General features: G+C 65.1%; 19 protein-coding genes. 10 read left to right on the forward strand and 9 right to left on the reverse strand.

Annotated elements, in window-relative coordinates:
* Positions 1-7 precede the first annotated feature (7 nt).
* The 7 genes from WNM05_RS04960 to ffh all read right to left on the reverse strand — a co-directional run bounded on the left by WNM05_RS04960 (position 8) and on the right by ffh (position 12,258).
* A complete protein-coding gene (locus tag WNM05_RS04960; protein WP_434632988.1) occupies positions 8-1,438 on the reverse strand; it encodes an efflux transporter outer membrane subunit in 1,431 nt (476 codons plus the stop codon).
* A gap of 4 nt (positions 1,439-1,442) precedes the next feature.
* A complete protein-coding gene (locus tag WNM05_RS04965) occupies positions 1,443-2,603 on the reverse strand; it encodes an efflux RND transporter periplasmic adaptor subunit (RefSeq protein ID WP_434632990.1) in 1,161 nt (386 codons plus the stop codon).
* Entirely contained in the window at positions 2,596-5,787 is a 3,192-nt protein-coding gene (locus WNM05_RS04970; RefSeq protein ID WP_434632993.1) for an efflux RND transporter permease subunit, read from the reverse strand. The genes WNM05_RS04965 and WNM05_RS04970 overlap by 8 nt, the downstream gene beginning before the upstream one ends.
* A gap of 325 nt (positions 5,788-6,112) precedes the next feature.
* The gene (locus WNM05_RS04975; RefSeq protein WP_434632994.1) at positions 6,113-8,275 is read right to left on the reverse strand and encodes a hypothetical protein; all 2,163 of its coding nucleotides are present in this window, start codon (positions 8,273-8,275) and stop codon (positions 6,113-6,115) included.
* Positions 8,276-8,517: 242 nt separating this feature from the next.
* Positions 8,518-9,888 (reverse strand): adenylosuccinate lyase, encoded by a 1,371-nt coding sequence (gene purB, locus WNM05_RS04980; protein ID WP_434632997.1) that lies wholly within the window; start codon positions 9,886-9,888, stop codon positions 8,518-8,520.
* 59 nt (positions 9,889-9,947) lie between these two features.
* Complete coding sequence (locus WNM05_RS04985; RefSeq protein ID WP_434632998.1) at positions 9,948-10,856, reverse strand: ATP-grasp domain-containing protein; 909 nt, start codon at positions 10,854-10,856, stop codon at positions 9,948-9,950.
* Between the two features lie 46 nt (positions 10,857-10,902).
* A complete protein-coding gene (ffh, locus tag WNM05_RS04990) occupies positions 10,903-12,258 on the reverse strand; it encodes a signal recognition particle protein (RefSeq protein ID WP_434633000.1) in 1,356 nt (451 codons plus the stop codon).
* Positions 12,259-12,369: 111 nt separating this feature from the next.
* On the opposite strand from ffh, the gene WNM05_RS04995 reads away from it, so the two are divergent.
* From WNM05_RS04995 to yacG, 9 genes are all read left to right on the forward strand, one after another.
* A complete protein-coding gene (locus tag WNM05_RS04995) occupies positions 12,370-13,191 on the forward strand; it encodes a cytochrome C assembly family protein (RefSeq protein ID WP_434633002.1) in 822 nt (273 codons plus the stop codon).
* A gap of 52 nt (positions 13,192-13,243) precedes the next feature.
* Positions 13,244-13,567 (forward strand): ComEA family DNA-binding protein, encoded by a 324-nt coding sequence (locus WNM05_RS05000; protein ID WP_434633004.1) that lies wholly within the window; start codon positions 13,244-13,246, stop codon positions 13,565-13,567.
* A 395-nt stretch (positions 13,568-13,962) separates the two neighbouring features.
* Positions 13,963-15,087 (forward strand): porin, encoded by a 1,125-nt coding sequence (locus tag WNM05_RS05005; RefSeq protein WP_434633005.1) that lies wholly within the window; start codon positions 13,963-13,965, stop codon positions 15,085-15,087.
* 215 nt (positions 15,088-15,302) lie between these two features.
* Positions 15,303-17,009 (forward strand): type IV-A pilus assembly ATPase PilB, encoded by a 1,707-nt coding sequence (gene pilB, locus WNM05_RS05010; protein WP_434633006.1) that lies wholly within the window; start codon positions 15,303-15,305, stop codon positions 17,007-17,009.
* 44 nt (positions 17,010-17,053) lie between these two features.
* Positions 17,054-18,277 (forward strand): type II secretion system F family protein, encoded by a 1,224-nt coding sequence (locus WNM05_RS05015; RefSeq protein WP_434633007.1) that lies wholly within the window; start codon positions 17,054-17,056, stop codon positions 18,275-18,277.
* Positions 18,277-19,197: a prepilin peptidase gene (locus tag WNM05_RS05020; RefSeq protein WP_434633009.1), complete on the forward strand. Its 921-nt coding sequence runs from the start codon at positions 18,277-18,279 to the stop codon at positions 19,195-19,197. Before WNM05_RS05015 ends, WNM05_RS05020 begins: the two co-directional genes overlap by 1 nt.
* Complete coding sequence (gene coaE / locus WNM05_RS05025; protein WP_434633011.1) at positions 19,182-19,796, forward strand: dephospho-CoA kinase; 615 nt, start codon at positions 19,182-19,184, stop codon at positions 19,794-19,796. Before WNM05_RS05020 ends, coaE begins: the two co-directional genes overlap by 16 nt.
* A 36-nt stretch (positions 19,797-19,832) precedes the next feature.
* Positions 19,833-20,591 carry a cell division protein ZapD gene (gene zapD, locus WNM05_RS05030; RefSeq protein ID WP_434633013.1) on the forward strand — a complete coding sequence of 253 codons (759 nt, stop codon included), beginning with the start codon at positions 19,833-19,835 and terminating at the stop codon, positions 20,589-20,591.
* A 3-nt stretch (positions 20,592-20,594) separates the two neighbouring features.
* Complete coding sequence (gene yacG, locus WNM05_RS05035; protein ID WP_434633014.1) at positions 20,595-20,786, forward strand: DNA gyrase inhibitor YacG; 192 nt, start codon at positions 20,595-20,597, stop codon at positions 20,784-20,786.
* A 57-nt stretch (positions 20,787-20,843) separates the two neighbouring features.
* Here the strand turns inward: yacG and WNM05_RS05040 are convergent, their stop codons facing one another.
* Both WNM05_RS05040 and tsaE read right to left on the reverse strand, forming a co-directional pair.
* The gene (locus WNM05_RS05040) at positions 20,844-22,085 is read right to left on the reverse strand and encodes an N-acetylmuramoyl-L-alanine amidase (RefSeq protein WP_434633016.1); all 1,242 of its coding nucleotides are present in this window, start codon (positions 22,083-22,085) and stop codon (positions 20,844-20,846) included.
* On the reverse strand, positions 22,043-22,537 hold the full coding sequence (gene tsaE, locus WNM05_RS05045; protein ID WP_434633017.1) for a tRNA (adenosine(37)-N6)-threonylcarbamoyltransferase complex ATPase subunit type 1 TsaE: 495 nt from the start codon (positions 22,535-22,537) through the stop codon (positions 22,043-22,045). The genes WNM05_RS05040 and tsaE overlap by 43 nt, the downstream gene beginning before the upstream one ends.
* A gap of 37 nt (positions 22,538-22,574) precedes the next feature.
* On the opposite strand from tsaE, the gene queG reads away from it, so the two are divergent.
* A complete protein-coding gene (gene queG / locus WNM05_RS05050) occupies positions 22,575-23,612 on the forward strand; it encodes a tRNA epoxyqueuosine(34) reductase QueG (protein ID WP_434633019.1) in 1,038 nt (345 codons plus the stop codon).
* The last annotated feature ends 6 nt before the right edge of the window (positions 23,613-23,618 follow it).

A 23,618-nucleotide genomic window follows, 5' to 3' on the forward strand; every position in this document is an offset into this window, starting at 1 on the left:
TAGAGTACTAATTTTGCCTGTCTGCGTCTTGCGGGGCTTGCCAGCCGCCGCCCAGCGCCTTCAGCAGGCCGACGCCGGCCGTCAGCTGGCCGCCGCGCAGCTGGGCCTGCGTCCGCTGCGCCGCCAGCTGGCTCTGCCGCGCGGCCGCCAGCGTCAGCGCGCTGTCCAGGCCTTCGCGGTAGCGCAGCCGGCTGATCGCGTAGGCCTGGTCCTGCTTGCGCACCGCCTCGTCCTGCAGGCGGCGCGCCTGGTCCAGCCCGTGCAGCGCGCCCAGCGCGTCCTGGGCCTCCTGCACCGCCTGCAGCACGGTCTGGCGGTAGCCGGCCAGTGCGGCGCGGTAACCTGCCTCGGCGTAGGCGACGCCGGCGGCGGTCTTGCCGTTGTCGAACAAGGTCTGCGTCGCCTGCAGGCCTATGCCCCAGATCAGCGCCGGCGTGGAGAACAGATTGGCGAGGCCGGTCGATTCGCTGCCCAGATAGGTCGGCGCCAGCGTCAGTTGAGGGAAATACGCGGCCTTGGCGACGCCGATCTGGGCATTGGCGGCGGCCATCGCCCTTTCGGCCGACGCGATGTCCGGACGGCGCTGCAGCAGCGCGCTGGGGGCGCCGGCCGGCACCGCAGGCAGCGTGTCGGGGAGCTTGCCCGGCGCGAGCCGGAACGAGGCGGCCGGCGCGCCGCTGAGCGTGGCCAGCAGGTCTTCGCTGGCGCGGCGTTGATTGAGCAGCAGCTCGCGCTGGGCACGGCTGGCGGCGACGGTCGCGGCCTGCTGCGCTTCGTCGCCGGCGGAGGCGAGGCCCGCCCGGTGGCGGATGCCGGTCAGCTCCAGCACCCGCTGCTGCGCGTCGAGGATGCCGTCCAGCAGGCGGATCTCTTCGTCCTCTTGGCGCAGTTGCAGATAGGCGCTGGCCAGCTGGGCGGTCAGCAGCAGTTCGACGTTGGCGCGATCGGCGGCGGCCTGTTCGGCGCCGGCTCGCGCGCTTTCGATGTCGCGCCGCACCCGGCCCAGCCAGTCTATCTCGTAGCTGACGCTGAGCATCGGCTTCAGATCGCTTTGCACGGTGCTGCTGCCGGCGGTGCCGTAGGCGGATTGCGGCCGCTCGGCGGACAGGCGGCTGCGGGTGGCCGCGGCGCCCGCCGCGAGCGTCGGCAGCGCGGCGGCACCGTGGATGCGGCTTTGCGCCTGGGCCTGGTCCAACCTGGCCAGCGCCAGTTGCAGCGTCGGGCTGCGCACCAGCGCGTCGGCCTCCAGCCGGTTCAGTTCCTCGTCGCCGAATTGCCGCCACCATTCGCGCTTGGGCAGGCCGTCGGCGGGCGCCGCCGGCAGCCAGCCGGCCTCGCTCTTCCATTGCGCCGGCAAGTCGCTGGCCGGCCGCTGGTAGTCGGGGCCGACGGCGCAGCCGCTCAGCGCGGCGGCGATCAGCAGGGGAAGCGCGCGCATGGCCTCATTCCCCCTTGGCCGGGGCGACGACGCTGACCGGCTGGCCTTCGTTGATCGAGTCCGGCGGGTTGACGATCACGCGGTCGCCCGGTTTCAGGCCGGCGCGGATTTCCACTTCGTGGCCGAAATCGGTGCCGACGGACACCGGTTGCAGATGGACCTTGCCGTCGGCGCCGGCCAGCGCGACGCGGCTGCCCTTGGCGCCGAACTGCAGCGTATTGGTCGGCAGCGTCAGGCGCTGGCCGGCGGGCAGTTTGAACGAAACGTCGACGTACTGGCCGGGCATCAGGCCGTGGTCGGCGTTGGCCACCGCCACTTCCACCTGCAGCGTGCGCGTCGCCGCGTCGAGGGCGCCGGCGGTCCGCACCACCTTGCCGGTGGCCGGACGGTCCGGCGCCTCCTGGCGTGCGATGCGCACCGTCTCGCCGACGCGGACATCGGCGGCGCGCGATTGCGGCACGTAGGCGTACAGGTGCAGCTTGTCGATCTGGGCGGTGGCGAACAGCGCCTGCGCGCTGCCGCCGTTGCCGGCGTTGACCAGGCTGCCGGTGTCGATATTGCGGCGGGTGACGATGCCGTCGAACGGCGCGACGACGCGGGCGAAGTCCTGCTGGTCGCGCAGCCGCTTCAGCTCGGCCTCGGTCTGCTGGTAGGCGGCCTGTTTCTCGTCGAATTCCTGCTGCGATACGGCGTCCTGCGCGCGCAAGGTCTTCCAGCGCAGATAGGCGGTCCTGGCCAGCGCGAAGTTGGCCTGGGCTTCCTGCACCTGCTTGTCGATGTCCGGAATGTCCAGTTCGGCCAGCAGCTCGCCCTTCCTCACCGGCTGGCCTATGTCCTTGTACCAGCGTTTGATGTAGCCGTTGGTGCGGGCGTAGATCTGAGCCTCGGCCATGCCCTGCAGCGTGGCCGGCAGCGTCAGCGACGCTTCGCCGTGGCCCTGGCGGGGCGTCACCACGTCGACGGTGAGCACCGCGCTGCGGGCTGCTTCGCGGGCCAGCGCCTCGGCGTTGGCGTGACGGACCAGCAGCGTGCGGCCGAGGCCGATCAGCAGCAGCGCGACGGCGACGACGGCGACGACGCGCGCCTTGCGCACCACGGCGCCGCGGCGGCTGTGGTGCAGATGGAGTTCGGGCAGGCCCTGATGGGCGTGGCGTGGGTCAGTCATGGCGAGAATCCTGTGCCGGAGCCGCGGGCGCGTCGGCCGCGTGTTGTTTGCGTTGTGCCAGGTAGCGGTGGAAGCTGGCGAACACCACCGGTACGAACAGCAGGGTGGAGACGGTGGCGAACAAGAGGCCGCCGATCACGGCGCGGCCGAGCGGCGCGTTCTGCTCCGAGCCCTCGCCTATGCCTATCGCCATCGGAATCATGCCTATGATCATCGCCAGCGCCGTCATCAAGACCGGGCGCAGCCGGGTGGCGCCGGCCTCCAGCGCCGCCGACAGCGGCGGCAGGCCGTCCTGCAGCCGGTGCCGGGCGAACGACACCACCAGGATGCTGTTGGCGGTGGCCACCCCCATGGTCATGATGGCGCCGGTCAGCGCCGGCACCGACAGGTCGGTGCCGGTGACGATCAGCATCCAGGCGATGCCGGCCAGCGCCGCCGGCAGCGCGCTGACGATGATGAACGGGTCCAGCCAGGACTGGAAGTTCACCACGATCAGCAGGTAGACCAGCACGATGGCGCCGAGGATGCCGACGCCGAGGCCGATGTAGGACGAGCGCATCGTCTCCACCTGGCCGCGCAGCCCGACACGGCTGCCCTTCGGCAGATGGGCCTCCTCCTCGTTGATCGCCTTCTGGATCGCCGAGGCCACCGAGCCGAGGTCGCGGCCGCGCGCGCTGGCGTAGATGTCTATCGACGGCAGGATGTTGTAGCGGGTGACGATGGCGGCTGTCCGGCCCGGGCTGGTCTGCACCAGATTGCCCAGCGTCTGCTCGCCGGCGCCGCGGCTGCCCGGCGCGTTGACCGGCAGCTGCAGCAGCTGGTCCAGCGAGCCGATCCGGTATTGCGGCGCCTGCGCCTGCAGATTGTAGACGATGCTGTTGGCCGGGTTCAGCCAGAAGGCCGGCTGGGTCTGCTGGCTGCCGGACAACGGCAACAGCAGGTTCTGCGCGACGTCCAGCGGCGCGATGCCCATGCCCTGCAGCCGGGTCCGGTCCATGTCCAGCTTGATCGCCGGCGCGTCCAGCCGCTGGTGGATGTGGACGTCGGCGGCGCCCGGAATCGCCTTGATCCGGGTCTGCAGGCGGCCGGCGAAGGCGGCGTTCTCGGCATAGTTCTTGCCGAAGATCTGCACGTCGATCGCGGCCGGCGAGCCGAAATTCAGGATCTGGGTGATGATGTCGGCCGGCTGGAAGAAGAACTCCACGCCGGGGAAGCGGCGCTCCAGCCTGGCAGGCAGCGCGGCGATGTAGTCGGCGCTGGGCTGGTGGCCGGGTTTCAGCGAGATCAGCACGTCGGTGTCCAGCGTTCCTATGGTGCCGGAGTTGCTGTACGACAGATTGATGCCGCTGTACGGCAGGCCGATGTTGTCGATGATGGAGTCCAGGTCCTGCGGCGGGATCACCTTGCGGATCTCGGCGTCGACCTGGTCGGCCAGGATGGCGGTGTTCTCGATGCGGGTGCCGGTGGGCGCGCGCACGTGCAGCTTGATCTGGCCGGTGTCGACTTCGGGGAACAGGTCGCGGCCCAGCAGCAGATACAGGCCGCAGGAGGCGAGGCAGAAGCCGAGGAAGGCGGCGATGAAGCCCTTGCGGTGCGTCAGCAGGTGGCTGAGCAGGTGCACGTACCACTCGCGCAGCCGCTCGAAGCGGGCGTTGAAGCCTTCGTGCACGCGGTGTATCCAGGCGGAGACGCGGCCGTCGTGATGGCGGTGTCCCATCAGCAGTAGCGCCAGCGTCGGCACCAGCGTCCGCGACAGCACGTAGGAGGCCAGCATCGCGAACACCACCGCCTCGGCCATCGGCACGAACAGATAGCGCGCCACGCCCTCCAGAAAGAACATCGGCACGAAGACGATGCAGATGCACAGCGTGGAGACGAAGGCCGGCACGGCGATCTCGCCGGCGCCGTCCAGGATGGCGGTGTACAGCGGCGAGCCCATGTGCAGGTGGCGCTCGATGTTCTCGATGGTCACCGTGGCGTCGTCGACCAGGATGCCGACCGCCAGCGCCAGGCCGCCCAGCGTCATCACGTTGATGGTCTCGCCCACCATGTGCAGCGCGACGATGGACGAGAAGATGGACAGCGGGATGGAGACGGCGATGATGGAAGTGGTGCGCCAGTTGCCGAGGAAAAGCAGCAGCATCACCGCGGTCAGCACGGCGGCCACCAGCGCCTCGTGGATCACGCCTTCCACCGCCGTCTTGACGAAGACGGACTGGTCGGCCAGCAGGCTGACGTGCAGGTCCTTGGGCAGCAGCGGCAGCAGGCCGGGCAGCTTGTCCTTCAGGTGGCCCACCACGTCCAGCGTCGACGCGCCGCCGTTCTTGTAGATGGACATCATCAGGCCGCGCTGGCCGTTCTGCTTGACGATATTGGTCTGCGGAGAGAAGCCGTCGCGCACGTGGGCGACTTCGCGCAGGAAGACGGTGGCGCCGTTGGCGCTCCGCACCGGGATGTTGTTCAGACCGGCTATGGTGTCCGGCGAGCCGTTCAGCTCGATGTCGTACTCGGTGTCGCCTATCTTGGCGGTGCCGGACGGCAGCGCCAGGTTCTGGCTGTTGACCGCGTTGATCACGTCGGTCGGCGTCAGCCCCTTGGCGGCGATCGCGCGGGTGTCCAGGTCCACCGACAGCAGCCTGACCTTGCCGCCGTAGGGATAGGGGATGGCGATGCCCGGTATCGTCACCAGCTGGGGCCTGAGCGTGTTGATGGCGGTGTCGAACACGTCCTGCTCGGACATCGATTTGCTGGCCATGCCGATCTGGATCACCGGCACACTGGACGCGGTGTACTTGATGACCAGCGGCGGCGTCGCGCCGGGCGGCATCTGCTTGACCACCGCCTGCGACACCGACACCACCTGGGCGATGGCGGTCTGGATGTTGACGTTCGGCTGGAAGAAGATCTTGATGATGGAGATGCCGGCCAGCGACTGCGATTCGATGTGCTCGATGTCGTTGACGGTGGTGGTCAGTATCCGCTCGTGCGTCTGCGTGATGCGATCGGCCATCTGCTGCGGCGCCAGACCGCCGTAGCCCCAGATCACGCTGATCACCGGAATGTCGATTTCCGGCAGCACGTCCACCGGCGTGCGCATGATCGCCAGCGGGGTGGCCAGCAGGATGATGATGGCCATCACGATGAAGGTATAAGGCCGTTTCAGGGCCGTTTCGACAATCCACATATTGTACGGCTTGCCTCTCTATCGATTGCGGCGCGCTTATTGCGGCCCGCGCAGCGCCTTGTTGCAGCTTATGCCAGCGGCGGGGCGTTCTGCGGACCGATTGTGCTTGGCGCTGACGGAGTTTTTGTTAATGAGTGATGCGGCGTCGCCATGGCAGCGCGCTGGCATATCCGCTGGCGTTCAAGCTGGATTAACTGGTCAGGCGACCGCGGCGTTGACACTTTTGGGCGGGACAGTGAAAAAATAATCTACTTTATTATATTCGACAGTAGAAACCCCGCCGCGCACGGGGCGGGGCGGGGTCGGGGACGGCGGCGCAAACGGATCAGGCCGGTTTGCGCGCGTAGTGGTTCAGCGAGACGACGCGGGTCTTGCCGATGCGGTGGCGGTAGATCTCGCGCAGATAGCACACCGCCTTCTGCACGTGCTCGCGGGTCAGCCGGATGTCGTTGATCGACACGAACTTCTTGCTGTCGCGTATCAGCTCGCGGTATTTCTTCTCGTACATCGGCTTGATCGCGAACCAGTTGGTGTCGAGGATCTTGGCCGGGTTCTCGTACTCGTTGAGCAAGCGTTCCAGCACCGTCTCGTCGAAGTGCTCGGCGGTGATCAGGTCGAGTATCGCCTTGTCCAGGCTGTCGTCGAAACGGTGGTTGCCGTGGGCGAAGCAGCGCTTGATGTAGGCGACGATCAGCGTCAGGAAGTCGTCGCTGAGGCAGGGGCTCTTGGCGACCAGCGTCGTCAGCGACAGATTGGCCGACGCGCCTATCACCAGCGCGTAGCGTTTCAGCGTGGTGCTGGGGAACAGGTCGTTCAGGTGGCGCTTCAGCCGGTTCAGGTCCAGATAGGACAGCTTGTAGCCTTTGGGCAGCGACAGGATGGCCACCACCGACGAGCAGTTCTGGAAGAAGAACAGCTGATTCAGCTTGTCTGCCGAATAGCCCGACTGCTTGTAGTCGGCGAGCGCCGCGCGGTAGCTGGCCGATTCTATCGGCAGCAGGCTGATGCCCTCGATAGACTGGGTCTGCTGGTTGAAATGCGGCAGGTCGATCGAGCGGAAGAACAGGTCGTCGATGTCCAGCTTGTTGACGAAGCCGTCCGAGCCCAGCGGGTCGGTCACCACCGATTCGGCGTAGGCCACCGCCACCGGACCGGCCAGGCTCATGAACAAGTCGTTGGCGTCCAGCCGTATCGTCTCGCCCATGTCTATGCCGGCGCGCAGGAAGTAGTTCTCGTCGTAGTCGCTGGTGACGGCCTGGGCGGTCAGGATGTTGAAGATCTGCTGCGAGATGTACTGGTTGGCGTGGCGCTCCATCGCGTTGACGTCGAGATGCTCGATGTCGCCGCCTTCGCTTTCCTCGGCGTAGCGCATGATGTCGTTGGAGATCAGCATCATCGCGTTCCACGGGCGGATGCGGCGCATCACGCTTTCGGCGCCGGCCTCCTCGTTGTCGAAGTTGTAGGAGAAGTCCCACTCCTCGGACAGGTATTTGCACAGCAGCCGGCCGGCGTTGATGTGCAGCGCTTCCGAACCCTCGGCGTGCTGGCCGGAGATATTGGGCAGGATGCAGATGCCGCTGGTGAATATCGGCTCGAACACGAAGCCGTAGTCGTCCTGGTCCGCCTTGCCGCCCTCGCCGCGGGTCTCGAAGGTCTTGCTCATGTAGGCGTACTGCTGGGCCAGGCCGAATTCCGACGCCATGCCGGAGCCGGTGCCGCCGCCGGCGCTGAAGATGTAGAAATACAGCCTCGACTGGTTGGCCTTGATGCCGCAGGAATCGACCAGATAGGAGTGGATCAGCGTCCAGTCCGGGTCGGAGAAGCTCAGCGTGTCCTTGTTCAGGATGATCTTGGCCAGGTACTGGCCCAGTATCGGCGCGTTGCCGGCGCCGCCGGCGTGGATCTCGGCCAGATCCATGATCTTCAGCTTGTTGTAGTTGTTGATGAAGTCGCCTTGTTCGCCGCGGCGCGAGAAGCGGATGCGGCCTTTGATGTCCTTGTCCAGATCGCCCAGCATCACCATCGGTTCGATCAGGAAGGCCGGCTTCGCCGCCTTGTGCTGCGACAGCAGGTTGCGGCGCAGCCAGCGTCTCGGCCGCTGTTCCTGCTCCGGCGCGCTCTTGTCGTCCTGATTGAATTCGTTCAGGTAGAACTTGCGGGCGTTGTAGACCAGCGTCGCCACGTCCAGCGCGATATTGGAGCCGCAGCGTCCGAGGCCGATCAGGCAGACCGACGGGAACGGCCGCTCCATGTCTATGCCCTGTCCGTCCTCGGTCTCGCGCGCGAAGGCCATGCCGCGCAGCGTGTCCAGGTGTTGCAGGATGCGGTTGGTGTCGTGCTCGATGAAGTATTGGTACAGGCCGGCCTGGCCGCGCTCGTTCAGCTGGAGCAGATGACGGGAAGAGGGCGGCAGCGGGGAGGCGGCGGCGGTTTCGTCATCGGCGGCGGGGGGATTCGAGGATTGGTCGTACATAGATTGCATGATCATCCATTCTCTCTTCGGGTTGCCCATTGTCGCGGGTGGTTGCGCCTGGCGGTCCTGGCGGTCCGCGGCGGGCGCAGTGCGAGTTTTTTTTGGTGTTATTCACACTCCATTGTCAGGCGCAATCGACTTTTTGACCACTAAATTCTGTACCCGACGTCATGTGTTCACTGTGGACTGTGGACGGGCAGGTAAAAAAAACGCCGCCTGCGACAGCAGGCGGCGTTCGGGGCGGAGGGCGGTCGCGCTCAGATGCGGCGCGCCAGCTCCTCGGCCTTGCCCAGATAGTTGGACGGAGTCAGCTCCAGCAGGCTGGCCTTGACCGTCTCCGGCAGTTCCAGGCTGCGGATGAAGGCGTGCAGCGTTTCGCGGGTGATGCCGCCCTTGCCGCGCGTCAGCTCCTTCAGCTGCTCGTACGGATTGGCCACGCCGTAGCGGCGCATCACGGTCTGCACCGGCTCGGCCAGCAGCTCCCAGGCATTGTCCAGCTCGGTGGCGATCAGCTGCGGGTTGATCTCCAGCTTGTTCAGGCCCTTCAGGCAGGACTTCAGGCCCAGCATGGTGTAGCCGAAGCCGACGCCCATATTGCGCAGCACGGTGGAGTCGGTCAGGTCGCGCTGCCAGCGGGAGATCGGCAGCTTTTCCGCCAGGTGGCCCATGATGGCGTTGGCCATGCCGAGGTTGCCTTCGGAATTCTCGAAGTCGATCGGATTGACCTTGTGCGGCATCGTCGAACTGCCCACTTCGTCCTTCTTCACCTTCTGCTTGAAGTAGCCCAGCGAGATATAGCCCCAGACGTCGCGGTTCAGGTCGATCAGGATGGTGTTGATCCGCATCGCGACCTGGTACAGCTCGGCCATGTAGTCGTGCGGTTCGATCTGTATCGTGTACGGGTTGAAGGTCAGGCCCAGGCCGGTGACGAAGCGGCCGCACAGGCTTTCCCAGTCGATGTCCGGGTAGGCGGCCAGGTGGGCGTTGTAGTTGCCGACGGCGCCGTTGATCTTGCCGAGGATTTCCTGGTGCACCAGCTGCTCGCGCTGGCGCTTCAGCCGGTAGACGGTGTTGGCCAATTCCTTGCCCATCGTCGACGGCGTCGCCGGCTGGCCGTGGGTGCGGCACATCATCGGCACGCTGGCCAGTTCGTGCGACAGCTTCTGCAGCTTGTGGATCACCTCGTCCAGCATCGGCAGCAGCACGGTATTGCGCGCGGTCTTCAGCATCAGCGCGTGGCTGAGGTTGTTGATGTCCTCGGAGGTGCAGGCGAAGTGGATGAACTCGCCGGCCGCCATCACTTCCGGATTGCCGGACAGGCGTTCCTTCAGCCAGTATTCGATCGCCTTGACGTCGTGGTTGGTGCGCACCTCGATCGCCTTCACCTCTTCGCCGTGCTCGACGCTGAAGTTGGCGATCACGTCGTCGATCTCGCGGATGGTGGCGTCGGAGAACGGCCTGACCTCCTCGATGCCGGGCTCGGCGGCCAGCATCTTCAGCCATTCCAGTTCCACCTTGACGCGGCACTTCATCAGACCGAATTCGGAGAACAGGTTGCGCAGGCCTTCCACCTGGGCGGCGTAACGGCCGTCCAGCGGGGAGAGGGCGGTCAACGTAGTCAGATTCATGCTGAGTATTTCCAAACGTGATTTGCCAAACTGCGGCGGGTTGCTAGTACAAATTCGTTTCAGGCCGCGCCGTCCGCCAGCCGGCGCCTGAGGCCGGCGGCCAGTTGGCCGGCCGCCTCGGGACGGAAGCGGAAGAACAGCTCGGGCTCTATCATTTCCAGTTCCATGATGGCGAGCCGTCCGGCGTCGTCGCGGATCAGGTCGACGCGCGCGTACAGCACGTCGAACGGCACCGCGCGCACTGCCGCCTCGGCGAAGGCGATCTCCTCGTCGCTGGCGGCGTGAGGATGGACGCTGCCGCCGTAATCGTCCTGCACGCGGAAGTCGCCGGACTTCGGCGTTTTGCGGATCGCGTGGCTGAAGCGGCCGTCGACCACCATCAGCGACAGCTCTCCGTCCTCCAGCACCTGGCGCTGGAACGGCTGCAGCAGCATCGATTCGGCTTCCACCAGTTCGCCGAACACGCATTCCAGACGGCCGGCGTCGCCGGCGTCGAAACGGTAGGTGTGGCGCGCGTTGCCGGATACCGCCGGCTTCAGGATCAGCTCCTGCCAGCCGCTGGCGTCGACCAGTTGCGCCAGGGACCGCCGTTCGCCTTTTTCAATGTAGCGGGTGGGCACGATGGCGACGCCCTTATTTTCCAGCTCGACGAGGTAGCGCTTGTCCAGATTCCAGCGTATCAGCTCGGCGGCGTTGAACAGCCGGCATTGCCGCGACGCGCGTTCAAGCCAAGGCGCGAATTCGCCGAAGCGCTCGAAATAATCCCAGGTGGTGCGGAACAGCAGCGAGCGGGCCTGGCGCCAGTCGAAACCGGCATCGTCCCAGGCGAGGCGGCAGACCGTCAGGCCGGCGTCGCGCAGCGCGTCCAGCACCAGGCCATCCTCGCGGTGCACCTGGCGGCTGTACCAGTCGTCCGCCCGGAATGCCAGCTGCCGGCTGTCGGTCAATACCACGACGTCAAACAACATGTCTCGATCTCAAAAGAAACGGGCGACTGGCGCCCGTTGTTTTTGCTTACATGCCGGGCATCATGCCCTTCATGCCGCGCATCATCTTCATCAGCCCGCCCTTGGACGAGAACTGCTTCATCATCTTCTGCATCTGTTCGAACTGCGCCAGCAGGCGGTTCACTTCCTGCACGGTGACGCCGGAGCCGGTGGCGATGCGGCGCTTGCGGCTGGCCTTGATCAGCTCGGGCTTGCGGCGCTCCTCCATCGTCATCGAATTGATGATGCCCTCGATGCGGCGCATCGATTTTTCCGCCTCGGCGCCCTGTATGCCCTTGGCCATCTGGCCGATCTGGCCCGGCATCTTCTCCAGCAGATTGGACATGCCGCCCATCTTCTTCATCTGCTGCATCTGGGCCTTGAAGTCCTCCAGGTCGAAGCCCTTGCCGGACTTCAGCTTCTTGGCCATCGCCTCGGCTTCCTGGTGGTCTATGCCTTTCTGGACTTCCTCGATCAGCGACAGCACGTCGCCCATGCCGAGGATGCGGCTGGCGATGCGGTCAGGATGGAAGGGCTCCAGGCCGGAGACCTTTTCGCCGACGCCGATGAACTTGATCGGCTTGCCGGTGACGTGGCGCACCGACAAGGCGGCGCCGCCGCGCGAGTCGCCGTCCATCTTGGTCAGCACCACGCCGGTCAGCGGCAGCGCGTCGTTGAAGGCCTTGGCGGTGTTGACCGCGTCCTGGCCCTGCATCGCGTCGACGACGAACAGCGTCTCCACCGGATTGACCGCCGCGTGCAGCGCCTTGATCTCCTCCATCATCGCCTCGTCGATGGCGAGACGGCCGGCGGTGTCGACCAGCAGCACGTCGAAGAAGTGGCGGCGCGCGTGATCGATCGCGGCGCGGGCGATGTCGACCGGCTTCTGCTTCTCGTCGGACGGGAACCATTCGACGCCGACCTGGGCGGCCAGCAGCTTCAGCTGTTCGATGGCGGCCGGGCGGTAGACGTCGGCCGACACGACCAGCACCTTCTTCTTCTGGCCTTCCTTCAGCCGCTTCGCCAGCTTGCCGACGGTGGTGGTCTTGCCGGCGCCCTGCAGGCCGGCCATCAGCACGATGGCCGGCGGAACGGCGGCCAGGTTGAGCTCGTCGTTCTTTTCGCCCATCAGCTTGACGAGCTCTTCGTTGACGACGCCGACCAGCGCCTGGCCCGGAGTCAGGCTGCCCATCACGTCCTGGCCCAGCGCGCGCTCCTTCACCTCGGCGATGAAGGTCTTGACGACGGGCAGCGCCACGTCGGCCTCCAAGAGCGCCATGCGCACTTCGCGCATCGCGTCCTGGATATTGGATTCGGTCAGCCGCGCGTTGCCGCGCAGGGTTTTCATCACGCCGGACAGGCGGTTGGTCAGGTTGTCTAGCATGGTGCTGTCCTTACTCTCTGCCAACGAACGGCAGCTTGGTGTAGACTCTCAAACTGTCGATTTTACCACGAGCCGCCCGGGCCGCGCCCGGATTTGATCACATACCTTTATATGACCAACCTCCTGCTCGTTCTGTCCCTGTTCCTGATCCTGTCCTACGGGGCCTTTACCTGGCATTACCTGGCCAACTGGAAAGGCGCCGCGCGCTGGCCGCGCAACCCCCGGCTGGAGCACAGCCTGCTGGGCGCGCTGTTGTTGCTGCAGGCGGTGGTGGTGGTGGCGCCGTTGAGCGTCAGCGGCGGTTTGTCGCTGGGCGTCGGCCACGCGCTGAGCGTGGTGGTGTGGATCATGCTGCTGATCTATTGGACCTGCAGCTTCTTCTACAAGGTGGAAGGCTTGCAGCTGTTCATGATGCCGTTGGCGATGGCGGCGCTGGCCTTCGCCATCGTCTTCCCGGGGCGCCACATGGTCAGCGACCTGTCCAACCCGGCCTTCGTCATGCATATCCTGGTGTCGATGCTGGCCTACAGCCTGTTCGCCATCGGCGCGCTGATCGCGCTGTTGATGTTGTTGCTGGAGCGGGCGCTGCACCACCGGCGGGTGTCGATGCTGGCCCGGCAGCTGCCGCCGCTGCTGACCTTGGAAAAAATGATGTTCCAGGTGATCGCCGTCGGCTTCCTGTTGCTGACCCTGGCGCTGGTCAGCGGCGTGGCGTTCTCGGAGGAGGTGTTCGGCAAGGCGGCGGCGCTGACCCACAAGACGGTGTTCAGCGTGATTTCCTGGCTGCTGTTCGCCGCGCTGCTGCTGGGGCGGCGGCTGAAAGGCTGGCGCGGGCGGGTGGCGATACGCTGGACGCTGGCCGGTTTCCTGTCATTGATGCTGGCATACGTCGGTAGCAAGGTGGTCTTAGAATTGATCCTGCAGCGCGGCTGACCGCGCGCCGCGCCGAACAAACTATCCACGCACCCGCCACAAGGAGCTTGCCATGAAGAAGCTGTTCGCCATCCTCGCCGTTCTGCTGCTGTCGTGCAATCTGGCCTGGGCCGCCGTCAATCTGAACACCGCCACCGCCCAGCAACTGGAGTCGCTGAACGGCATCGGGCCGGTCAAGGCCAAGGCCATCGTCGACTACCGCACGAAGAACGGCCCGTTCAAGACCGTAGACGATCTGAAGAAGGTGCCCGGCATCGGGGACAAGACGCTGGACAAGCTGCGCAAGGAGCTGACGGTCGGTGGCGCCGCGCCGGCGGCCAAGCCCGCGGCCAAACCGGCGAAGGCTGCCGAGAAGCCCGCGCCCGCCGCCAAGTGACGCGCCGCAGGCCGACAAGCTTCGGAACCGCCACCCGCTAGCCGGCTGGCGGTTTTTTCATGCCCTGGGGATTTCTTGCATGGCCGGCGCGGCGGCGGGATCGCGGCATTTCTGTTGGCAAAAAGAAACACAATGATGGATGTGTTGTTTTTTACGCAGTCCCGTCGGCCGGCGGAGGGCGGTCGGAAGGCTTTTCAAACAAGGGTATGGCGGGTTTTTGTTGTTTTTTTGGGAATTTTCCAGCGCGGGCATCGGCTGATCTTTGTTTTTTTGCAACGCCGGTCTTATATTGCTTTCAGCGATCGACGGAATATACCGTCGGCACATAAATGTCCGGGCTGTCGGGCGACCGGCAAGTCAACAGGACAAAATCAACTGACTTGAAAGGATCTGCAATGAACAAGAAGCTCATCGCTTTGGCGCTGGCCGCCCTGCCTGCAGCAGCCATGGCGGACGTCACCATCTACGGCACGATCAAAGGCGGTATCGAGAGCAACAAGACCTACAGCTCTTCGCTCGGTTTCGACAGCAACGGCAACCCGCGCAGCGGCGTCCAGGTCAACGACTGGATCTCCAGCATCGGTTTCAAGGGCACTGAAGATCTGGGCAGCGGCCTGAAGGCGATCTGGCAGGTCGAAAGCCGCCTGCATATCGACGGCACCAACGGCGCCGCGAACAAGGCCTCGTCCGATGGCTTCGCGACCCGCGACAGCTTCCTCGGCCTGGCCGGCGACGCCTGGGGTAAGTTCCGTTTCGGCCGCCTGTCCAACTACGCCAACTCCGACATGGAGCAAGTCGACCCGGGTAGCTACTTCGGCGGCTACAGCGACGAGAGCGTCGCCGGCCTGGGCATGTTCACCCGCCTTGACGGCCGCGTGAACAACGCGATGCGCTACGACAGCCCGAACTGGGCCGGCTTCAGCTTCGCCCTGCTGTACGGCACCGACGAAAACCGCGTGACCGGCAGCAACGGCTCCCGTACCAACAACCAGACCTGGAACCTGGGCCTGAGCTACGAAAACTCCGGCTTCTTCGGCAAGTACAACTACGAAAACTGGGGCGACGCCGACCAGCTGGGCACCACGAAGAACTGGCACCGTCTGGAAGCCGGCTACAACGCCAACAATCTGTATGTCGCCCTGGGCTACCAGCAGATCGAAGGCTACGGCTTCGGCTCGTACTACAACAGCACGCTCGGCGCCGTGGTGAATCTGGCGCTGCTGAATGCCGGCGCGACCCAGGCCCAGATCAACGCTGCCAAGCTGAAGACCAAGGAAGCGGCGTTCACCGTCGGCTACAGCTTCGGCCCGCTGACCCCGTACTTCACCTATGCCAAGGGCTATAACGCCAGCTTGAACGGTACCGACATCAGCAACAGCGGTTACGACCAGTACCTGCTGTCTCTGAACTACGCTCTGTCCAAGCGCACCAGCGTCTACACTTCCGCCGGCAATGTGAAGTGGAAGGGCGGCATTTCTTCGGAAAACTCCTTCGGTCTGGGCCTGGTTCACAGCTTCTGATCGCCGGACCGGATTATTCCGATCGAAAAGGACTGCTTCGGCGGTCCTTTTTTTATTTTCCGACGGCGCCGGGCATGGCCGAAACGGCGAAATCGCCGTCAAAACGCTTGCCGAGCGGGATTTGTGTCGGAGCGGCGGCGGTATTTTGCATATAATATCGGCACAGCCTGTGCCTGATCGCGATCAGAAAGTTCAAAACGGGATCGATTTCGCCTATGGAAGCTTCGGCAGGAATTTCCGGCCTGGGAAGGGCCCTGGTTCAGCACAATATGCTGTTGCAACAGGATGCCGACGCCATTCAGCGCCAGGCGACCGCATCCCATATCAGCTTCGTCGAGCAGCTGATTCTCAGCAAGAAGATGAGCGCCCGCGACGTCGCGGTCTTCGCTTCGCGCATCTTCGGCTACCCCTTGCTGGACATGGGGACGCTGGATACCGAGCAGTTGCCGAAGGGCCTGGTCGACGAGGACCTGATAGGCAGCCGCCGGCTGCTGCCGCTGCTGAAGCGCGGCAACAAGCTTTATATCGGCACGTCGGACCCGACCCAGACCTCGGCCTATCACGCGATCACGTTCAAGACCGGCCTGACGGTGGAGATCGTCGTCGTCGAGGACGACAAGCTGTCGAAGACGTTGGGGCGCTATCAGGACAATTCGACGTCGGCGCTGAAGGAATTGGAGAACGAAGACTTCGGCGATCTGGAGTTCGCCGATCCGGACGCGCAGATCGAGTCCGGCCCCCAGGTCGAGGTCGACGACGCGCCGGTGGTGAAATTCATCCACAAGATGCTGCTGGACGCGATAGGCGGCGGCGCCTCCGACATCCATTTCGAGCCGTACGAGAAGTATTACCGCATCCGCTACCGGGTCGACGGGATATTGAAGGAGGTGGCGCAGCCGCCCTTGCTGCTGAAGGAGAAGATCGCCTCCCGCATCAAGGTGATTTCCAAGCTCGACATCTCGGAAAAGCGGGTGCCGCAGGACGGCCGGATGAAGCTGGTGATTTCGAAGAGCCGGGCCATCGATTTCCGCGTCAGCACCTTGCCGACCCTGTACGGCGAGAAGATCGTGATGCGGATACTGGATTCGTCGTCGGCGTCGCTGGACATCGAGCAGCTCGGCTTCGAGCCGGAGCAGAAGAAGCTGCTGCTCGACGCGATCGCCCGGCCGTACGGCATGGTGCTGGTCACCGGGCCGACCGGCAGCGGCAAGACGGTGTCGCTGTACACCTGCCTGAACATCCTGAACAAGTCCGACATCAATATCTCCACCGCCGAGGACCCGGTGGAAATCAACCTGCCCGGCATCAACCAGGTCAACGTCAACGAGCGGGCCGGCCTCAGCTTCGCGTCGGCGCTGAAGGCCTTTCTGCGGCAGGACCCCGATGTGATCATGGTCGGCGAGATCCGCGATTTCGAGACGGCCGACATCGCGATCAAGGCGGCGCAGACCGGCCATATGGTGTTTTCGACGCTGCATACCAACAACGCGCCGGCCACGCTGACGCGGATGCTGAATATGGGAGTGGCGCCGTTCAACGTCGCGAGCTCGGTGTTGCTGATCATGGCGCAGCGGCTGGCGCGCCGGCTGTGCAACCATTGCAAGCAGCCGGTGGACATTCCGGAGGAGGCGCTGTTGCGGGCCGGCTTCGCCAAGGAGCAGTTGGACGGCAGCTGGCGGCCCTACGGTCCGGTCGGCTGCGAGGAATGCCGCAACACCGGCTACCGGGGCCGCACCGGCCTCTACGAAGTGATGCCGATCAGCGACGCGATGACGCGGCTGATCATGAAGAACGGCACCGCGGTCGACATCGCCGACCTGGCGCGCGAGGAGGGCATGGTCGATCTGCGCCACGCCGGTCTGATCAAGGTCAGACAGGGCGTCACCTCGCTGGCTGAAATCGAGGCGGTGACCAACGACTGAGCCGGCGAGAGGCCGGCCGGAAACGGACAGGGAAGGATGGACCGATGGCGACAGCGACGGCCAAGAAGGCAAGTCCCGGTTACATCTGGGAATGGGAAGGCAAGGACAAGTCCGGCAGGCTGATACGCGGCGAATTGCGCGCCGAGTCCGAAACGGTGGCCAAGACCCAGCTGCGGCGCCAGGGCATCAATGTGGTCAAGATCCGCAAGCGCCGCGCCGGCTTCGGCAAGCGGATCACCGAGAAGGACATCGCGCTGTTCACCCGGCAGCTGTCGACGATGATGCGCGCCGGCGTGCCCTTGCTGCAGGCCTTCGACATCGCCGCCAAGGGGCATGGCAACCCGGCGGTGACGCGGATGCTGCTGGAGGTCCGCGCCGATGTCGAGACCGGCCTGTCGCTGGCCGAGGCCTTCCGCAAGCGGCCGCTGTATTTCGACAAGCTGTTCTGCAACATCATCGCCGCCGGCGAGACCGGCGGCGTGCTGGACACGCTGCTGGACAAGCTCGCCACCTACAAGGAAAAGGTGATGGCGATCAAGGCCAAGATCAAGTCGGCGATGATCTATCCGTCGGCCATCGTCGGCACCGCCTTCATCATCACCGCGGTGATCATGATCTACGTGATACCGGCGTTCAAGGACCTGTTCTCCGGCTTCGGCGCCAACCTGCCCGCGCCGACGCTGTTCGTGATCTGGCTGTCTGACCAGTTCGTCCATTTCTGGTGGCTGATCTTCGGCGTCATCTTCGGCGGCCTGTTCGCGTTTTTCTACGCCTTCAAGCGCACGCCGAAGATGCAGGAGCAGATGGACCGCATCCTGCTGAGGCTGCCGGTGATAGGCGACATCATACGCAAGGCCACGATCGCCCGCTGGGCGCGCACGCTGTCGACGCTGTTCGCCGCCGGCGTGCCGCTGGTGGAGGCGCTGGACTCGGTCGGCGGCGCCGCCGGCAACCAGGTCTACGCCGAGGCCACCCGCCGCATCCAGATGGACGTCAGCACCGGTTCCAGCCTCAACTTCTCGATGCAGCGCACCGATCTGTTTCCGAATATGGTGCTGCAGATGACCTCGATAGGCGAGGAGTCGGGCTCCTTGGACCAGATGCTGGATAAAGTGGCCGACTTTTACGAGGAAGAAGTGGATAATGCGGTGGCCGCGTTGTCCAGCCTGCTGGAGCCGGCGATCATGGTGATTCTGGGGGTATTGATCGGCGGTCTGGTGATCGCGATGTATATGCCTATCTTCAAAATGGGTCAGGTGGTGGGGTGATGCTGCAGGACATTTCCTGGTTGCTGGCGACGCATCCGCTTTGTCTGGCGGGCGTGTCGCTATTGTTCGGCCTGATGGTGGGCAGCTTTCTGAATGTGGTGATCCATCGTCTGCCGAAAATGCTGGAGACCGGTTTCCTGGCCGACAGCGTCGGCTATCTGGTCGACAACGGGCGCTTTCCCGAGCTGAGGCTGGCGGCGCAGGGCGCGTCCGCCGCGCTGGACGGCGACGGCGGCTACAATCTGTGGCGGCCGGCTTCGCACTGTCCGGCTTGCCAGGCGCCGGTCCGGCCCTGGCACAATGTGCCGCTGCTGAGTTTCCTGCTGTTGCGCGGCCGCTGCGGCAGCTGCGGCGCCAGGATCAGCCTGCGCTATCCGCTGGTGGAGCTGTTGTGCGGCGCGCTGTTCGGTTTCCTGGCCTGGCGCTTCGGCTGGGGCTGGCCGCTCGCCGGCGCGATGCTGCTGACCGCGGCGCTGCTGGCCTTGAGCTTCATCGATCTGGACACCCAACTGCTGCCTGACAGCGTGACGCTGCCGCTGCTGTGGGCGGGCCTGCTGTTCAATCTCTATACCGGCCTGGTGCCGCTGTCGTCGGCGGTGCTGGGCGCCGCCTGCGGCTATCTGGCGCTATGGCTGGTGTTCCACGCCTTCAAGCTCGCCACCGGCAAGGAGGGGATGGGGCAGGGCGATTTCAAGCTGCTGGCGGCGCTGGGCGCCTGGCTGGGCTGGGCCATGCTGCCGCTGGTCATCCTGTTGTCGTCGCTGGTCGGCGCCGTCGTCGGGCTGTGCCTGATGGCGCGGTCCAGACTGCGCCGCGGGCAGGAAATCCCGTTCGGCCCGTATCTGGCGATGGCCGGATGGATCGCGCTGGTCTGGGGGCCGCAACTGGTGGACGGGTATCTGACATGGCTGTCCCGGTAGTCGGATTGACCGGCGGCATCGGTTCCGGCAAGAGCGCCGCCGCCGACCGCTTCGCCGAGCTGGGCGTGGAGGTGGTCGACACCGATCGCATCGCCCATCAGCTGACCGGGCCGGGCGGCGCGGCGATGAAGGCCATCGTCGACGCCTTCGGCGCCGGCGTGGCGACCGCCGACGGCGCGCTGGACCGGGCCGCGATGCGGCGGCTGGTGTTCGCCGATCCGGGCCTGCGCGCCCGGCTGGAGTCCATCCTGCATCCTGCCATCCATGCCGAAAGCGTGCGCAGGCTGCAGGCGGCGCGCGGCGATTACGCTATTCTGGTGGTGCCGCTGCTGTTCGAGAGCGATCGTTACGCGCCGCTGCTGGCGCGCAGCCTGGTGATCGATTGCAGCGAGGCGGTGCAGCGGGAACGGGTGATGCAGCGCAGCGGTCTGAGCGAGAACGAGGTGCGCGCCATCATGGCCGCGCAGTTGCCGCGGGAAGAGCGGCTGCGTCGTGCCGACGATGTCATCGACAATAGCGGCGGCATGGCAGAATTGAGACTTCAAGTTGATGCCAAACACGGTTATTATCTGGCAAATCTTGTCAATGCATTGTTATAAGGCTTGCTGCAAGCCGTGGAGAAGGGCAGATCTGCTGTGATCAGTTTCGAATTCCCTGTCACCGAGCGCACTCGCATTCTGCTTCGCCTGGAGTATCTGTACGGGCGGCTGGCCTACTTCGTCGGCAAGGACCACGCCTATGACCACCATGCCGCGCTGCTGGTGCTTTTCGAGTTGATGGAGACGGCGTCGCGAGCCGACCTGAAGGCCGATCTGCTGCAGGAGCTGGAGCGGCAGAAGCAGATGCTGGAGGCGCTGCGCGAGAACCCGAACGTCGCCGAGGAGACGCTGGAAGGCGTGCTGGAGGAGATAGAGCGCGCCTCGGGCAAGCTGTTGGCGTTGACCGGCAAGTACGGGCAGAACCTGCGCGAGAACGAGTGGCTGATGGCGATCAAGCAGCGCGCCGGCATTCCCGGCGGCACCTGCCAGTTCGACCTGCCGTCCTACCATCTGTGGCAGCAGCGCTCGGCCGAGGTCAGGCGCCAGGACCTGCTGCGCTGGGCCGCGCCGCTGATGCCGACCGCCGAGGCGTCCAACATCCTGCTGCGTCTGCTGCGCGACAGCGGCAAGACTCACCATTACGTGGCGCGCCGCGGCGCCTTCCAGCAGATGTCCGGCGGCAAGGTGGTGCAGCTGATCCGCGTCGCCTACGACGACAATCTGGAATTGCTGCCCGAACTGTCCGCCAACAAGTACGCGCTCAACATCCGCTTCATCGGCGCGGTGACCGGCGAGGCCCGTCCGCGCCAAGCCGAGCACGATGTCGAGTTCTATCTGACCAACTGTAAATTCTGATCCATGTCCGAGTCCGTCCGCATCGTCGCCTGTCCGACCTGCCGCGCCGAAGTGCGCTGGGAGCCGCAAAGCCGTTACCGTCCGTTCTGCAGCGAGCGCTGCCGCCTGATCGATCTGGGACAGTGGGCCAGCGAGAGCTACCGGGTGCCGGCCGCCGAGGAGTCGCCGCCGGGCGACGAGCCGCCGCAGCACTGATGATGAAAAAAAACCGCCGGACGACCGGCGGTTTTTGCTTGGCGAAGGCGGATCGATCTAGACGCGCGCGGCCAGCGCGGCGCCCGAAGCGAAGTAGCGCTTGACGCCGCTGAAGATGGCGTTGGCCATCTGCTGCTGGAACTCGGCGCTGATCAGCCGCTGCTCCTCGTCCGGATTGGAGATGAAGGCGGTCTCCACCAGGATGGACGGGATGTCCGGCGCCTTCAGCACGGCGAAGCCGGCCTGCTCGACCGCGTTCTTGTGCAGCTTGTTCAGGCCGCCCAGCTGGCCCAGCACGGTCTTGCCGAGCTTCAGGCTGTCGTTGATGGTGGCGGTCTGGGTCAGGTCCAGCAGCGTATGCGCCAGATACTTGTCCTTGCTGCCTATCTTGATGCCGCCGACCAGGTCGGAATTGTTCTCGGTCTGCGCCAGCGCCTTGGCGAAGGCGCTGGTGGCGCCCTTCTCGGACAGCGCGAACACCGAGGAGCCGCGGGCGGCGCGGTTGGGCGCGGCGTCGGCGTGTATCGAGACGAAGAGGTCGGCGTTCAGCTTGCGCGCCTTGGCGACGCGGACGCCCAGCGGAATGAACACGTCTTCCTCGCGGGTCATATAGGCCTGCATATTGCTTTCCGCGTCGATCAGTCGCTTCAATTGCTTGCCGATACTCAGCACCACATCCTTCTCGCGGTTGCCTTGCAGGCCGACGGCGCCGGAGTCTATGCCGCCGTGGCCGGGATCCAGCATCACGATGATGGGGCGGTTGCTGTCTTTTCTCTTGGGCTTGATTTGCGGTGCCGGCTGTTCCAGCTTGCCCTTGTTATAGTCCTGAAGCAGCGCCAGCAAAGGATCATCCTGCTTGCCGCCGGCCGGGTACAGGTCCACCACCAGCCTATGCTGGTATTCGGCCACCGGCACCATGGTGAAGGCTTGAGGCGTGACGTCGGCTTTCAATTCCAGAACCAGGCGCACGGTGTCCGGATCGAACTGGCCGGCGCGGGCGGTCTTGATATAGGGGTCGGCGGCGGAGATCTGGCTGCCGATGTCCTTCAGCACGCCGTTCAGCTGCACGCCTTGAAGGTCGATCACCAGCCGGTTCGGATTGGCCAGCGTGAACTGCTTGTACTGGATGGCGGAGCCAGCCTCCAGCGTGATGCGGGTGTAAAGAGACGACGGCCAGACGCGCAGGGCGACGATCTGGCTGCCGGCGGCAAAGCCGACTCGGCTCACCGACAGCATGAAGGTGGCTGCCGCTACGCCTAGCAGCGTGCGGCGCGTTGGGTCAAAAGTCGAATCAGGCATGACTGTCCGGTTTGGCTCAGGGCTTGAAAGTGATAGGTGCGACCATCTCCGTCGACGGCAAGTTCCAGCACGATGTCGGGGGCGGGAGCGAGTCCGCGGGCCTTTTCCGGCCACTCCACCAAGCATAGGCTGCCTTGGCCGAAATATTCGCTGAAGCCGGCGTCGTTCCATTCTTCCGGGTCAGCGAAACGGTACAGGTCGAAGTGATGGACACTATATTCAGGTAAGGCGTAGCTTTCCACCAGCGTGTAGGTGGGGCTCTTTACCTTGCCGCCGTGGCCGAGCGCGGCCAGCAGACCGCGGGTGAACGTGGTCTTGCCGGCGCCCAGGTCGCCGAGCAGGTGGACGGTCAGGCCGGGCTGCGCGGCGGCGGCGAAGGCGGCGCCCAGCGCCAGGGTCGCGCTCTCGTCGGGCAGGCTGCCGCTGTGAACGCTGGTATCATCCATCGCCATGACTGAGAATCCTCCTCAAAAACCGGATTATCCCGAATTGTCGCGCCAAATCAAAGCCTGGGCGCGCGAAGCCGGTTTCGCCGACGCGCGCGTCGGCCGCGCGGCGCTGCCGCCGGAGGCGGAACAGCGGCTGCAAGCCTGGCTGGAAGCCGGCCACCACGGCGAGATGGACTATATGGCGCGCCACGGCGCGCTGCGCGTCCGCCCGGCCGAACTGGTGCCGGGCACGCTGTCGGTGATCTCGCTGCGGATGAACTACTGGCCGGCGGCCGAATCGGCCGAGCGGGTGCTGGCCGACGGCTCGCGCGCCTACCTGTCGCGTTACGCGCTGGGGCGCGACTATCACAAGGTGCTGCGCAACCGGCTGCAGAAGCTGGCCGAGCGCATCGAATCCGCGATCGGGCCGTTCGGCTACCGGGTGTTTACCGACAGCGCGCCGCTGGCCGAGGTGGCGCTGGCCTCGCAGGCCGGCCTGGGCTGGCGCGGCAAGCATACGCTGCTGTTGACCAAGCGCCAGGGCTCCTTGTTCTTTCTCGGCGAAATCCTGACCGACCTGCCGCTGCCGCCCGACGACGCCGAGGACGGCCACTGCGGCCGCTGTCGTAAATGTCTGGACGTCTGTCCGACCGGCGCCATCATCGAACCGTACACGGTGGACGCGCGCCGCTGCATATCCTATCTGACCATAGAACTAAAAGGCGCCATTCCCCAGCCGCTGCGGCCGCTGATCGGCAACCGGGTCTACGGTTGCGACGACTGCCAGCTGTTCTGTCCGTGGAACCGCTTCGCCGTCGAGACCGTCGAGACCGACTTTGCGGTGCGTCATGGCCTGGACGACGTCAGCCTGGTACAACTGTTCGGCTGGAGCGAGGACGAATTCCGCGAGAGGATGGCCGGCAGCCCGATCTACCGGATCGGCTACCACAAATGGCTGTCCAATCTGGCGGTCGGGCTCGGCAACGCGCCGACGTCGCCCGAGGTGGTGGCGGCGCTGCGCGCCCGGGTGGATTTTCCCGATGAACTGGTCGCCGAGCCGGTGCGCTGGGCGCTGGCGCGGCACGGCGTGTCCTGTTGATTCAGC

The organism is Chromobacterium sp. CV08 (assembly GCF_051129845.1).
Classification (GTDB): Bacteria; Pseudomonadota; Gammaproteobacteria; order Burkholderiales; family Chromobacteriaceae; genus Chromobacterium.

Bases quoted from the DNA above. Each gene is read 5' to 3' on its own strand.
- yacG (WP_434633014.1), top strand. From the start codon at position 20,595: ATGTCCGAGTCCGTCCGCATCGTCGCCTGTCCGACCTGCCGCGCCGAA.
- purB (WP_434632997.1), bottom strand. From the start codon at position 9,888: ATGAATCTGACTACGTTGACCGCCCTCTCCCCGCTGGACGGCCGTTAC.
- ffh (WP_434633000.1), bottom strand. From the start codon at position 12,258: ATGCTAGACAACCTGACCAACCGCCTGTCCGGCGTGATGAAAACCCTG.
- WNM05_RS04970 (WP_434632993.1), bottom strand. From the start codon at position 5,787: ATGTGGATTGTCGAAACGGCCCTGAAACGGCCTTATACCTTCATCGTG.
- coaE (WP_434633011.1), top strand. From the start codon at position 19,182: ATGGCTGTCCCGGTAGTCGGATTGACCGGCGGCATCGGTTCCGGCAAG.
- WNM05_RS05000 (WP_434633004.1), top strand. From the start codon at position 13,244: ATGAAGAAGCTGTTCGCCATCCTCGCCGTTCTGCTGCTGTCGTGCAAT.
- WNM05_RS04960 (WP_434632988.1), bottom strand. From the start codon at position 1,438: ATGCGCGCGCTTCCCCTGCTGATCGCCGCCGCGCTGAGCGGCTGCGCC.
- pilB (WP_434633006.1), top strand. From the start codon at position 15,303: ATGGAAGCTTCGGCAGGAATTTCCGGCCTGGGAAGGGCCCTGGTTCAG.
- WNM05_RS04975 (WP_434632994.1), bottom strand. From the start codon at position 8,275: ATGATCATGCAATCTATGTACGACCAATCCTCGAATCCCCCCGCCGCC.
- tsaE (WP_434633017.1), bottom strand. From the start codon at position 22,537: ATGGCGATGGATGATACCAGCGTTCACAGCGGCAGCCTGCCCGACGAG.
- WNM05_RS04995 (WP_434633002.1), top strand. From the start codon at position 12,370: ATGACCAACCTCCTGCTCGTTCTGTCCCTGTTCCTGATCCTGTCCTAC.
- WNM05_RS04985 (WP_434632998.1), bottom strand. From the start codon at position 10,856: ATGTTGTTTGACGTCGTGGTATTGACCGACAGCCGGCAGCTGGCATTC.
- WNM05_RS05015 (WP_434633007.1), top strand. From the start codon at position 17,054: ATGGCGACAGCGACGGCCAAGAAGGCAAGTCCCGGTTACATCTGGGAA.
- WNM05_RS05040 (WP_434633016.1), bottom strand. From the start codon at position 22,085: ATGCCTGATTCGACTTTTGACCCAACGCGCCGCACGCTGCTAGGCGTA.
- WNM05_RS05020 (WP_434633009.1), top strand. From the start codon at position 18,277: ATGCTGCAGGACATTTCCTGGTTGCTGGCGACGCATCCGCTTTGTCTG.
- WNM05_RS05005 (WP_434633005.1), top strand. From the start codon at position 13,963: ATGAACAAGAAGCTCATCGCTTTGGCGCTGGCCGCCCTGCCTGCAGCA.
- WNM05_RS04965 (WP_434632990.1), bottom strand. From the start codon at position 2,603: ATGACTGACCCACGCCACGCCCATCAGGGCCTGCCCGAACTCCATCTG.